Annotated in this window: 10 protein-coding genes; 2 read left to right on the forward strand and 8 right to left on the reverse strand. The window is 71.7% G+C overall.

Going from position 1 to position 12,829, the window contains the following annotated elements:
• Positions 1-41: 41 nt before the first annotated feature.
• Both SOM11_RS10715 and SOM11_RS10720 read right to left on the reverse strand, forming a co-directional pair.
• Positions 42-515 (reverse strand): 2'-5' RNA ligase family protein, encoded by a 474-nt coding sequence (locus SOM11_RS10715; protein WP_192060043.1) that lies wholly within the window; start codon positions 513-515, stop codon positions 42-44.
• Positions 516-578: 63 nt separating this feature from the next.
• Positions 579-1,094 (reverse strand): DUF4188 domain-containing protein, encoded by a 516-nt coding sequence (locus tag SOM11_RS10720; protein WP_243215169.1) that lies wholly within the window; start codon positions 1,092-1,094, stop codon positions 579-581.
• A 71-nt stretch (positions 1,095-1,165) separates the two neighbouring features.
• Here SOM11_RS10720 and SOM11_RS10725 point away from each other — a divergent pair, with 71 nt between their 5' ends.
• Positions 1,166-1,774: a MerR family transcriptional regulator gene (locus tag SOM11_RS10725; protein ID WP_320477991.1), complete on the forward strand. Its 609-nt coding sequence runs from the start codon at positions 1,166-1,168 to the stop codon at positions 1,772-1,774.
• 52 nt (positions 1,775-1,826) lie between these two features.
• Here the strand turns inward: SOM11_RS10725 and SOM11_RS10730 are convergent, their stop codons facing one another.
• The 3 genes from SOM11_RS10730 to SOM11_RS10740 all read right to left on the reverse strand — a co-directional run bounded on the left by SOM11_RS10730 (position 1,827) and on the right by SOM11_RS10740 (position 7,157).
• Positions 1,827-3,254, reverse strand: a complete 1,428-nt coding sequence (locus tag SOM11_RS10730) for an MFS transporter (protein WP_320477992.1) — start codon at positions 3,252-3,254, stop codon at positions 1,827-1,829.
• Positions 3,255-3,436: 182 nt separating this feature from the next.
• On the reverse strand, positions 3,437-6,085 hold the full coding sequence (locus SOM11_RS10735) for an ATP-dependent DNA ligase (RefSeq protein WP_320477993.1): 2,649 nt from the start codon (positions 6,083-6,085) through the stop codon (positions 3,437-3,439).
• A 184-nt stretch (positions 6,086-6,269) separates the two neighbouring features.
• Entirely contained in the window at positions 6,270-7,157 is an 888-nt protein-coding gene (locus SOM11_RS10740) for an SDR family oxidoreductase (protein ID WP_192060053.1), read from the reverse strand.
• 92 nt (positions 7,158-7,249) lie between these two features.
• Here SOM11_RS10740 and SOM11_RS10745 point away from each other — a divergent pair, with 92 nt between their 5' ends.
• Complete coding sequence (locus SOM11_RS10745; RefSeq protein ID WP_320477994.1) at positions 7,250-8,197, forward strand: Ku protein; 948 nt, start codon at positions 7,250-7,252, stop codon at positions 8,195-8,197.
• A 9-nt stretch (positions 8,198-8,206) separates the two neighbouring features.
• On the opposite strand, the gene SOM11_RS10750 is transcribed toward SOM11_RS10745, so the two are convergent.
• The 3 genes from SOM11_RS10750 to SOM11_RS10760 are packed head-to-tail and all read right to left on the reverse strand — an operon-like array spanning position 8,207 to position 12,743.
• Positions 8,207-8,485 carry a DUF7218 family protein gene (locus SOM11_RS10750; protein WP_192060057.1) on the reverse strand — a complete coding sequence of 93 codons (279 nt, stop codon included), beginning with the start codon at positions 8,483-8,485 and terminating at the stop codon, positions 8,207-8,209.
• Between the two features lie 41 nt (positions 8,486-8,526).
• Positions 8,527-10,926, reverse strand: a complete 2,400-nt coding sequence (locus SOM11_RS10755) for a phosphoketolase family protein (protein WP_320477995.1) — start codon at positions 10,924-10,926, stop codon at positions 8,527-8,529.
• Positions 10,923-12,743: a glycoside hydrolase family 15 protein gene (locus tag SOM11_RS10760; RefSeq protein WP_320478054.1), complete on the reverse strand. Its 1,821-nt coding sequence runs from the start codon at positions 12,741-12,743 to the stop codon at positions 10,923-10,925. The genes SOM11_RS10755 and SOM11_RS10760 overlap by 4 nt, the downstream gene beginning before the upstream one ends.
• Positions 12,744-12,829: the final 86 nt, after the last annotated feature.

Below are 12,829 nucleotides of genomic sequence, written 5' to 3' on the forward strand. Positions count from 1 at the left end.
GCGGGTCGGACGGATCCGACGGGTCAGGCGAGTGCTCCGGGTCAGGCGGGCGCGCCGGCCAGGGCCGCCACCGAGACGACCGTGGCCTGGTCGCGGTCGAGATCGATGACCGCGAGGTGATCGAGGATGAGCACGGCGCCGACCGACAACGCCGCCTGCCGGGTCGCCGTGACGTGCGGTCGATACCCCGCGCCGTTCCGATCGGGGTCGTCCGCGGCCCAGCCGATCGACTCGAGCGCGGCGAGCAGGCTGGTGTGCAGCGCGGTCAGCAGCTCGGGCTCGACCAGGGCGACGGGCGTGTCGCTGTCGCGCCCGAACCGGGCCGTGGCGCCGATCGCCGTGGGGATGGGCTGGGTGCCCGCGGCGACGCCAGCGACGGCCTCCTCGACCGCGTGGCGCCCCGACAGGGCGGTGAACGGCGGCACGACGGTGGCGTGCAGCGGCAGGCGCCCGACGGTGTGGCGGTCTCCGACGACGAGGGCGTCGATCGGGGCGATGATGGCGTAGTGCGGCACGTCCGTCACGCTACGCGCGGGCCCCTGCGCGGATCGCCGACGGCGGCCCCGTCGGGGGACACGTCAGGAGGCGCGGGCCGGGCCCGTCGACCCCGGCGTACGACCGCTCGCCGCGCGGGCCCGTGCCGTGTCGCTGCGCGGACCGACCGGGACCGAACGCGTCGCCTGCGCGAGACCCGACACGGTGCTGTCGACGTACATGCTCTCGGCGCGGTCGACCACGAACGTCTCGTGCCAGATGCCGACGGCGCCCGGGGCCGAGCGGGCGCGACGGTTGAAGGCCGTCCAGGCCGGGCGGTGCGCCTGATCGGGCGAGCTCGCGTAGGCGTAGAGCTTCTCGAGCGACGTCCAGTACTGGACGAGCACCGGACCGCCGCGGCCGATCGTGACGCGGAAGCCGGCGAGGCCGCTGTCGGGGTCGCGCATGAGCTCCGTGAGCATCGGCGTCATGGCGCCGAAGACGGGCAGCCAGCGGTCGGGTCGCCACCAGCGGTTGACGGTCATGCCGATCAGGAACACCACGAGCTCGCCGTCGTGCTCGTGCGTCGTGCGGCTCGGCTTGGGCTTGACTCTCGTCATGGTCTCTCCTTAGATGGATAGTGCGGCTCTCCAATAATGGAGAGTCCCGCTATCCAATGTCAAGGGGAACCGTGCGCATCTCCCAGCTGGCCGAGACGACCGGGGTGCCGGTCGCCACGATCAAGTACTACCTGCGCGAGGGTCTGCTGCCCGAGGGCGAGCGCACGAGCGCCACCCAGGCGCAGTACGGCGACGACCACGTGCGCCGCATCCGGCTCGTCCGGGCCCTCGTGGGCGTCGGCGGCCTCAGCGTCGCGACGGCGCGCAGCGTGCTCGAGCAGCTCGACGCCGAGCACGACTCGGTCGCCGAGATGCTCGGAGTCGCCCAGGGGGCGGTGACCCCGACCGCCGTCGACGGGCTCGACGTCGGTCGCGCCCGTGCCCTCGTCGACGGCTGGGGGTGGACGATCGACCCCGGCTCGCACGACGTCCTCGCGGCCCTCGAGGTCGCGATCTCCGGGCTGGAGGCGGCCGGCTTCGATCTGCCCGACGGCCGGCTGGACGGCTACGCCGAGGCCATGGCGACGGTCGCCGAGGCCGAGATCGCCGGCATCCCGGTCGACTCGGTCGACGCCGCCGTGCAGTACGTCGTGCTCGGCACGGTGCTCGTCGAGCCGCTGCTGCTCGCGCTCCGTCGCCTGGCCCAGCAGGACGCCTCCTGGCGCCGCTTCGGGGTCTGACACCGCGCCTCCTGCCGGGCGCGGGGCGGCTCGTCCGTCGACCGGTCGGACCTCAGGAGGTGCGGGCCCCGCCCCGCAGACCGACGAACGAGACGACCGCGCTCGCCCCGAGCAGCAGGGCGACCACGACGACGACGCGATGGAACCCGTCGACCGTCAGCGCGCCTCCGGCGATGACGCCCAGGAACGCGACCGCGACCAGCCCGGAGACCCGCGAGATCGCGTTGTTCACGGCGGAGGCGATCCCCGACTGCGCGGCCGGGATCTGCGACAGCACCGTCGAGGTGAGCGGCGCGACCGTCACCGCGAGACCGAATCCGAACAGGACGACGCCCGGCACGATCTGCCACCAGACGTCGATCGGCTCGCGGACGAGCAGCATCCAGAGGAACCCCGCCGCCGTGATCAGGGGCCCGACGGTCATGAACGGGCGCGGGCCGTGCCGGGCGGCGAGGGTGCCGAACAGGGTCGAGAACAGCAGCGACACGATCGTGGTGGGCAGCGTCACCAGCCCGGCGAGCGTGGCCGAGAGCCCCGCGAGCTCCTGCACGACGAGCGGGATGGTCAGCGTGCCGAGGTTCAGGGCGGAGTAGACGCCGACGGTGGCCAGGTTGCCGACCGTGAAGGCGCGGGTGCGGAAGAGCGAGAGCGGCATCATCGGGGCGGGGGCGCGGCGCTCCCACCAGACGAAGGCGACCAGCGCGGCGAGGCCGACGGCCAGCGGCACGACGACGAACCAGGCGCCGAAGCCGACCCGCTGCCCCTCGATCAGCGCGAAGACCGGGCCGGCGAGACCGACCGCGGCGAGCACGGCGCCGATCGCGTCCACGCGCGGCGGAGCAGCGACCGAGCCGCGGTGCGCATCGCCGGGGAGGCGCGTCATCAGCAGCAGGGTCAGCACGACGGGCACGACCACGACGGCGAACACCCAGCGCCAGCCGATCGTGTCGACGAGGGCCCCGCCGGTCAGCGGGCCGATCAGGAACGCGACGCCCGTCCAGGCCGTCCAGCTGCCGATGGCCCGGCCCTGTGCCGGGCCGCTGAACGTCGACGTGATCAGCGCGAGACTGCTCGGCACGAGCAGCGCCGCCGCCACGCCCTGCAGAGCGCGCGCGGCGATCAGCAGACCGGGGTCGGGCGCGAGGGCGGCGAGCACGCTCGTGACGGCGAACGCGATCAGACCGGCCCGCAGCACCCGCACGCGGCCGAAGGTGTCGCTGAGCGAGCCGGCCACGAGCATCAGCGAGCCGAGGGCCAGCAGATAGGCGTCGACCACCCACTGCTGCAGGGCGAGGTCGGCGCCGGCGGTGGCCCCGGTGCCCGAGCCCGCGAGCTCTCGCGCGATGGCGGGCAGCGCCACCGTCACGATCGAGCCGTCGAGGAACGCCACGAACGACGCCAGCACCGCCACGACGAGGACGACGCGCCGGCCGCGCAGGGTCGCGGCGTCGTCGCTCGGGGCCGGGGGAGGTGTGCTCATGCTGCACTCAACACCCGGAGGACCACGAGTGATACCCCGCCGTCACCGTACGCCGCCACGAACTCGACATGCCGCCACGCGATTCGGTGGCGGGATGTCGAGTTCGTGGCGGTGTGGCGGTGTGGCGGTGTGGCGGCGGCGGGAGGCGCGGGCCGGGTCGCGCAGACCGCACGCCGCGCCACTCACCCCTCGCGGACGACGTCCTCCGGCGACTTGTCCGGCCGCCAGCCGCGCCACGCGGGCTGACGCAGCCGCCCGGTCGAGGTCCACTCGGCGATCGACACCTCGCCGACCCGCGACGGCGTCACCCAGTGGGCGTCGCGCGCGTCGGCCGCCGGCACGCCGACCAGCGGGCTGGTCTTGCGCTCCGCCGCGCGCAACGACGGCAGCAGCTCGTCGAGCTCGCGGTCGGTGAAGCCGGTGCCGACGCGCCCGACGTACATCAGCCCCTCGTCGCCGGGGACCCCCATCAGCAGCGAGCCGACCCCGTCGGCCCGACGCCCGGCACCGGGCCGCCACCCGGCGATCACGACCTCCTGCGTCTGGTGGTGCTTCATCTTGATCCAGGCCCTGGACCGCCGCCCGACGCTGTACGCGGCGTCGCGGCGCTTGGCGACCACCCCCTCGAGTCGGAGCCGCTTCGACGTCGCGACCGCCGCCTCCTGATCGCCGTCGAACGCCGGGGGCACGTCGATCGCGCCGCCCGAGTCGACGATGCGCGTCAGCACCTCGCGCCGATCGTCGTACGGGTCTCGCACGAGCGACCGGCCCTCGGCCCGCATCACGTCGAAGAGCAGGTACCGGACGGGCGCGTCTGCGGCGACCCGGGCGATGTCGCGCGGGCGGCTCAGCCCCATGCGGCGCTGCAGCAGGCCGAAGTCGGGGCGCCCCTTCTCGTCGACTGCCACGATCTCGCCGTCGAGGACCGCGCCTCCCTCGCTGTCGACCCGCTCGGCGAGCTCCTGCAGCTCGGGGTAGGCGGGGGTGAGGTCGTTGCCGTTTCGGCTGGTGAACGTGACGGCTCCGTCGTGCACGATCGCGACGGCGCGGATGCCGTCCCACTTCATCTCGAACGCCCAGTCGCCGTCGGCCAGGTCGTGAGCGTCGCCCGTCGTGGCGAGCATCGGTGCGACCGGGTCGGGTGCGGTTGCGGGTGCGGTTGCGGGTTCGGGTGCGGGTAACTCCTGCTTCCCGTCGCGAGCCGAGGAGGCGCGGCCCGACTTCCCGGGGGAGTCGCCGCGCGAACGCGACACCCGTGAGGAGTTGCCGACGCGCGAGTCGCCGCCGCTGCTCTCGCCGCTGCCGCTGCGGCTGCCGCTCTTACCGTTGCCGTTGCTCTTGCCGCTGCCGCTGCGGCTGCCGCTCTTACCGTTGCCGCCGCTCTTCCCGCTCCCGTCGGCGTCGTCCTTCATGCGGTGGATCAGCCAGTTCGACTCGGCCCGCCCACCGCCGTGGCCCGTGTGGATCAGAGCGACGCGTCGGGTGCCGCGCTGCTCGCCGTGCAGCACGACGATGACCTCCTTCCCCTCCCGCCACTTCTCGAGGTCGTACTCGCCCGAGTCCCAGATCGTGACCTCGCCCGCGCCGTACTCGCCTTTCGCGATGGTGCCCTCGAAGGTGCCGTACTCGAGCGGGTGGTCCTCGGTCTGGACGGCGAGGTGGTTCGTGCCCGGGTCGTCGGGCTCGCCCTTCGGCAGGGCCCAGCTGACCAGCACGCCGTCGTGCTCGAGGCGGAAGTCCCAGTGCAGCGAGCTGGCGTGGTGCTCCTGGATGACGAAGCTCGTGCCGTCGGTCGAGGCCGGGGCCTCGGCGGGCACGGGCTCGGCGGTCTTGGACGCGTCGCGCTTCGAGCGGTAGACCTCGAGGCGGTCGCGGGTCTTCTCGGACGGGTCGTGGTCGGGAGCCTCGGTGTTGCGGAAGTCCTCGCCCAGCTCGCCCGACGGCACCGGCACGTGCGCCGACACGTCGGCCAGGGGGTCGCCACGCCGCTTGAGCCGCGAGAGCACGTCGGTGTACTCGAGCTGCACCAGCGACTTCGAGGCGAGCTCGCGCCAGGTGCGCGGCATCGCGACGGTCGGCCGCGTCCGCCCACGGAGCGAGTACGGAGCGACCGTCGTCTTATTGCCGTTGTTCTGCGACCAGTCGAGCAGCACCTTGCCCCGGCGGTCGGCCTTGCCCATCGTGCTCAGCACGAGGTCGGGGTGATCGGCCTCCATCGCGCGGGCCAGCTCGTGGGCCACCTCGCCGACCTGGGCGCTGGTCTGCTTCCCGTCGAGCCGGGCGTAGAGGTGCACGCCCTTGCTGCCGCTGGTCACGGGCATCAGCTCGAGTCCCATGCCCTCGACGATGGGCCGCAGCAGCTTCGCCACGGCGACGCACTCGGCGAGGCCGACGCCTTCGCCCGGGTCGAGGTCGAGCACCAGCCGGTCGGGGTTCCGCTGCGCCCCCTTCGGGCCGAACCGCCATTGCGGCACGTGCACCTCGAGCGCGGCGACCTGCGCCAGCCAGGTGAGCGTCGCCACGTCGTTCACCATCGGGTAGACGTTGGCGTGGTCCTTGTGCTCGATGGTGTGCCGGGCGACCCAGTCGGGCGCGGAGTCGGGCAGGTTCTTCTCGAAGAACACCTCGCCGTCGACGCCGTTGACCCAGCGCTTGCGGGTGGCCGGTCGACCCTCGACGTGAGGCAGCATCCACTCCGCGACGGCGGCGTAGTAGCCGAGCACGTCGGCCTTGGTCGTGCCGGCGTCGGGGTAGAGCACCTTGTCGAGGTTCGTCAGCTGCAACCGGTGCCCGCCGACCTCGACGGTCTCGCCGCGTCCCTTGCCCGCCATCGCGCGCCTCCTCGTGTCGTGTGGTTCTCGTTCTACCCGGCTGCATCGGGTCCGTGTCATCGGCGGCGGGTCGGCGCCGCCCCGCCGCCGACGACGCGAACCCGCCCCATCGACCGCGGCCCGCCACCCCGCGCGAGCGGGAGGACGGGCCGCGGTGGAACGACGGAGCCGAGGAGGCGCGGTGTCAGACCGCCGGCATCGCTCCGGCGATCGTGATGGTCGCGCCCGAGGTGTAGCTCGACTCGGGGCTGACCAGGTGCACGTAGGCGGCGGCGAGCTCGGCCGGCTGGCCGGGGCGGCCGAACGGCGCCTGGCCGCCGAACTCCGACACCGTCTCGGCGTCGTCGGAGCCGGGCTGCAGGGGGGTCCAGACCGGGCCGGGGGAGACCTGGTTGACGCGGATGCCCTTGGGCGCCAGCTGCTGGGCGAGACCGGCGGTGAAGACGCCGATGGCGCCCTTCGTCAGCGCGTAGTCGATCTTGTCGGGGCTCGGCTGCGTGCCCTGCACCGAGCCGGTCGTCACGATCGACGAGCCGGGCTCGAGGTGGGGGATGGCCGCCTGGGTCAGCCAGAACAGCGAGTAGACGTTGGTCTTGATGGTCGAGTCGATGTCCTCGGTGGTGAGCGTGAGGATGTCGTCGTTGCTCTTCATCCGGCCGGCCACCATGACCAGGGTGTCGAGCCCACCGAGCTCGTCGACGGCGGTCTGCACGAGGTCGCGGCAGTACTGCTCGTCCGAGATGTCGCCGGGCACGAGCACGGCGCGGCGGCCCTCGCCCTCGAGCAGGTCGCGCACCTCCTCGGCGTCCTCCTGCTCGCTGGGCAGGTAGCTGAGCACGAGGTCGGCGCCCTCGCGGCTGAGCGCGATCGCGGCGGCGCGACCGATGCCCGAGTCGCCGCCGGTGACGATGCCGCGGAAGCCGGTGAGGCGCTCCTTGCCGACGTAGCTGGTCTCGCCGTGGTCGGGCTTCGGGTCCATCTTCCAGGCCTCGCCCGGCAGCGACTGCTCCTGCTTCGGGAACGGCGGCGCGGGGTAGAGGTCGACCGGGTTCTTCTTGTCGTATTGGCTCATGCCGTCCACGGTGCTCGCACCGCGCCTCCTGCGCTCACGGGGTGTACCCCGCAGACGGGCATTCGGAGGCCATGCGGAGAAAGATGACGGGCATGCGATCGATCTGGAAGGGCGCGATCACGTTCGGGCTCGTGAACGTGCCCGTCAAGCTGTACAGCGCCACGGAGGACCACGACGTCTCTCTGCACCAGGTGCACGACGCCGACGGCGGACGGATCCGGTACCAGCGGAAGTGCGAGATCTGCGGCAAGGTCGTCGACTACGAGCACATCGACAAGGCGTATGACGACGGCGACCGCACCGTGGTCATCACCGGCGACGACCTGAAGTCGCTGCCGGAGGAGAAGTCGCGCGAGATCGACGTGCTCGAGTTCGTGCCCAGCGATCAGCTCGACCCGATCATGCTCGACCGCAGCTACTTCCTCGAGCCGGACGGCACGTCGCCGAAGGCCTACGTGCTGCTGCGCCGGACCCTCGAGGAGACCGACCGCACGGCCATCGTCCACTTCTCGCTGCGGCAGAAGACCCGGCTCGCGGCCCTGCGCGTCCGCGGCGACGTGCTGATGCTGCAGACGCTGCTCTGGGACGACGAGGTGCGGGAGGCGCGGTTCCCGGCGCTCGAGAAGCAGACCCGGATCACCGACAAGGAGCTCGACATGTCGTCGTCGCTCGTGGACTCGCTGAGCGACGACTTCGAGCCGGCGGACTTCAGCGACGACTACCAGGAGGAGCTGCGCCAGCTGATCGACGCGAAGCTGGAGGAGGGCGAGTCGCTCGACACCGACGCCACCTTCGGCGAGAAGCCGGAGGACGACGACGAGGGTGGCGAGGTCATCGACCTGATGGAGGCGCTGCGCCAGTCGGTCGAGAAGAACCGGTCGGGCGGACATCGCAAGCCCGCGAAGAAGTCCGCCGCTGCCGAGAAGCCGGCCGCCTCGTCGTCGACATCGAAGCCCGCGGCGAAGAAGGAGTCCGCGAAGAAGGAGTCCGCGAAGAAGTCGCCTGCGAAGAAGGCGGCCCCGAAGAAGAAGGCCGGCTGACCGCGACGGTCAGTGTTCGCGGAGCGCCTCGATCAGGTCGGCCTTCTTCAGGTCGGAGTAGCCGGTCACGCCCAGTTCCTTCGCGCGTCCCCTGAGCTCCTCCACCGTCCAGTCGTCGTACGAACCGGACTTCCCGCCCCTGGCGGCCACCTTCTTCTCGCTGTCGCCCTTCTGGGCGGCGGCGTTCGAGATGCGCGCAGCCTTCTCCTTCGACGCCCCCTCGTCGCGGAGCGCCTCGTACATGTCGGGGTTCTTCAGCTGCGGGGGAGTCTCGTCCTTCGGCGTCATGCGCCCGACCGTACGCCCGGCGCGGCGGCTTGTCTCACGCCTCAGGCGCCGAACTGCCAACCGGTCACGTCGGGGTGGTCCTCGCCGTGCTCGTACGCGTACGCCCGGGCGGCCTCGCGGCGCGACTCGAAGTCGGCCACCAGCTCGGGGTGCTCGTCGGCCAGCCCCGGCACGCGGTGCAGCACGTCGAGCACCAGCCGGTACCGGTCGATGTCGTTGAGCATGGCCATGTCGAAGGGCGTGGTCGTGGTGCCCTTCTCCTGGAAACCCCGCACGTGCAGCTCGTCGTGGTTCGTGCGCCGGTAGGTCAGCTGGTGCACGAGCGACGGGTAGCCGTGGAAGTCGAAGACGACCGGCTTCGAGGTCGTGAAGAGCGCGTCGAAGTCGTCGCTCGTCAACCCGTGCGAGTGCTCGCGGACGTCCTGCAGACGCATGAGGTCGACGACGTTGACCACGCGGGTGCGCAGCGACGGCAGCACCTGACGCAGCAGATCGGCGGCGGCGACGGTCTCGAGGGTCGGCACGTCGCCGGCGCAGGCCAGCACGACGTCGGGGTCGACGCCGTCGACGGGGGCGCCCTCGGTGCCGGCCCACTCCCAGATGCCGACGCCGCGGCGCACGTGCTCCTCCGCCTCGGCGAGCGACAGCCACGCGGGTGACTCCTGCTTGCCCGCCACGATGACGTTGACGGTGTCCGTGGTGCGGAAGGCGTGGTCGGCGACGGCCAGCAGGGTGTTCGCGTCGGGTGCCAGGTAGATGCGCACGAGGTGCGCCTGCTTGTTGACCACCACGTCGAGGAACCCCGGGTCCTGGTGCGAGAACCCATTGTGATCCTGCCGCCAGACGTGCGACGACAGCAGGTAGGTGAACGACGAGATGGGGGCGCGCCAGTCGATCTCGTCGGCGCTCTCGAGCCACTTGGCGTGCTGGTTGAACATCGAGTCGACGATGTGCACGAACGCCTCGTAGGTGTTCAGCAGCCCGTGCCGCCCGGTCAGCAGATAGCCCTCCATGAGCCCCTGCAGGAGGTGCTCGCTCAGCACCTCCATCACCCGCCCGCTGCGGGCGACGTGCTCGTCGTCGGGCCAGACGTCGGCCGACCAGACCCGGTCGGTCACGTCGAACACCGGGTCGAGTCGGTTCGACACGGTCTCGTCGGGCCCGAACAGCCGGAACGTCGAGGGGTTGTCTCGCACGATCTCGGCCAGCCACCGGCCGAGCACGCGCGTGGCCTCGGCCTGCGTCCGGCGGTCGTCCGACGTCTCGACGGCGTGCCGGCGGTAGTCGGTCAGGGTGAGATCGCGACGCACCAGCCCGCCGTTCGAGACCGGGATCGCGCTCATCCGCTTCTCGCCCTCGGGCCGGAGATCGCCGAGCCAGGCGACGGGGCGCCCGTCGTCGTCGAAGAGCTCGTCCGGTCGGTACGAGCGCATCCACGCGTCGAGCTGCTCACGGTGCTCGTCGTTCTCGCGGACCCCGCTCAGCGGCACCTGGTGGGCGCGCCAGGTGCCCTCGATGCGCTCTCCGTCGACCATCGCGGGCCCCGTCCAGCCCTTCGGGGTCTTGAGCACGATCATCGGCCAGCGGGGGCGCTCGCCGCCGTCGCCGGTGCGCGCCTCCTGCTGCAGCTCGTCGATGCGGGCGAAGGCCCGGTCGAGGGCCGCCGCCATCCGTTCGTGCACCCGCATCGGATCCTCGCCGTCGAAGCCGCCCGCGACGACGATCGGGTCGTGACCGTAACCGCGCATCAGCTCGAGCAGCTCGCTCTCGGGGATGCGCGAGAGCACCGTCGGGTTGGCGATCTTGTAGCCGTTGAGGTTCAGGATCGGCAGCACGGCGCCGTCGTGGCGGGCGTCGAGCAGCTTGTTCGCATGCCAGCTGGTGGCCAGCGGCCCCGTCTCGGCCTCGCCGTCGCCGATCACGCAGACGGCCACGAGATCGGGGTCGTCGAGCACGGCGCCGTACGCGTGACTCAGCGAGTAGCCGAGCTCGCCGCCCTCGTTGATCGAACCGGGCGTCTCGGGCGCCGCGTGCGACGGGATGCCGCCCGGGAACGAGAACTGCTTGAAGAGCCGCTGCAGCCCCCGCGCGTCGGGCGTGATCTCGGGGAACAGCTCGGAGTACGTGCCCTCGAGGTACGTGTTCGCCACCATGGCCGGCCCGCCGTGCCCCGGGCCGCAGACGTAGAGCAGATCGCGGTCGTCCCGGCGGATGACGCGGTTCAGGTGCGCGTAGACGAAGCTCAGCGCCGGAGACGTGCCCCAGTGACCGAGGAGGCGCGGCTTGATGTCGTCGCGCGCGATCGGCCGCGTGAGCTGCGCGTTCTCCATCAGGTAGATCTGCCCCACGGTGAGGTAGTTGGCGGCCCGCCACCACGCGTCGACGAGAGCGAGGTCGTCTTCGGCGGCTGTCGGGACGGGGGCGGGTGCGGGGCTGCTCATGGGGCCTCCTTCTGGTCGTCGGTCGCGTCGGTGCTCAGCTCGTGGATGGTGATGGCGGCGTTGACCAGCGCGAGGTGGCTGAGCCCCTGCGGCATGTTGCCGAGGAACTGGCCGTCGTCGGCGCTGATCATCTCGGTCATGAGACCGAGGTCGTTGGTCTGGTCGACGAGCTCGTCCATCAGGGCCACCGCCTCCTCCTGTCGGCCGACGCAGGCGAGGGCGCTCGCCATCCAGAAGGCGCAGGCCACGAAGGTGCCTTCCTCCTCGTGGACGTCGCTGTAGCGGAACACCAGCGGCCCCGCCCCGAGCTCGCGGCGGATGGCGTCGATGGTGCTCGACATGCGCTCGCCGCGGTCGAAGCCGCTGGGGGCGTGCAGCAGCACCGAGGCGTCGAGCTTGTCGCTGCCCGGGTACATCACGTACGCCCCGAGCTCCTCCGACCAGCCGTGCGCGTCGATCCACTCGACGATGAGGTCGCGGTTCTTCTTCCAGTGCTCGAGGTCGTCCGGGTCGGGGTGCATCTGACCGATCTCGGTCAGCCGCAGCGCCGAGTCGATCGCCTGCCAGCAGCCCATCTTGCTGCTGACGTAGTGCTGCTCGTCGGGGAGCTCCCACATGCCGGAGTCCTTCTCCTGCCAGCGACGGCAGGCGTCGTCGGCGAAGCTCGCGAGGAGGTCGCCGGTCGAGACGTCGAGGATGTTCCCGTCGTCGGCGTACTGGCTCATGATCGACAGGATGTCGGCGAAGGTGCCGAGCTGCAGCTGCTCACCGGCCGGGTTGCCCTTGTAGACCGGTCCGATGCCGCGCCAGCCCTCGGATCCGGTCTCGTGCGTGCCGTCGGGCACGGTGCCGTCGAGGTTGAGGAAGATGTGCATCGTGCGGCCGTTGGCCTTGAGAGCCGAGAGCATCCACGACACGGCCGCCTGGGTCTCCTCGCGGAGGCCGAATCGGACGAGGGCGTTCACCGTGTAAGCGAGATCGCGCACCCACGCGAACCGGTAGTCCCAGTTCTTGTCGCCGGTGAAGTTCTCGGGCAGCGCGGCGGTCGCCGCCGCAGCGATCGCGCCGGAGGGGCTGTAGATGAGGAGCTTCAGGGCGAGGGCGCTGCGCTGGACCTGCTCGGCCCAGGGGCCGTCCCAGTTGAACTCGTCGGACCAGGTCTGCCAGTTGCCGATGGTGCGGTCGATCCCCTGGTCGACGACGTGCGGATCGGGCAGGTGCAGGGGTTCGTCCTCGACGCCGCAGAGGCACAGGAGCGAGCGCGACCCCGGCTCCGTCGTGAACTCGCCCCAGAAGCGGTGCGGGCCCCCGTGCGTCTCGCCGTCGCCCGGCTCGGTCGAGTCGATGCGGCCGTGGCCGAAGCCGACCAGGGCGATGTTGATGTCGGCCGCTCGGAGGACGGGCCCGTGCAGCGTGTCGAACCGTCGGATCGGATGCGTGCCGAACGTGTTGCCGGGCACGACGGCCCAGCGCATGTCGACCGAGCCCTCGACCCCGTCGATCCGTCGGGCGAGCTCGGCCCAGGGGAGTCGACCCGCGATGCCGGTGACCAGGGCGTCGGTCACCTCGACGACGCCCGTGGAGGTGCGGAAGCGGGTCACGAGGACGTTGGTGTTCGCGACGTACCGGCGCTGCACCTCGAAGTCGTCGTCGACCGGCCGCAGCTCGATGCGACCGCCCTTCCCGGCGTCGACGATGCCCGAGAACACGGGGTCGGAGTTCAGCTCGGGCATCGGGAGCCAGTCGATCTGCCCGTCTCGGGCCACGAGGGCGACTGTCCGGCCGTCGCCGATCGCCCCGTACGACCGCAGGGCGATGTAGCCGTCTTCTCGGGGCTCGGGTCGGTGCCACTCGCCGGCGGCGCGCGCGGCTCCGGGGTCGGTGGTGGCGGCGGTGTCGTCGG

The sequence above is a fragment of the Frigoribacterium sp. CFBP9029 genome (genome assembly GCF_034045305.1).
GTDB lineage: Bacteria > Actinomycetota > Actinomycetes > Actinomycetales > Microbacteriaceae > Frigoribacterium.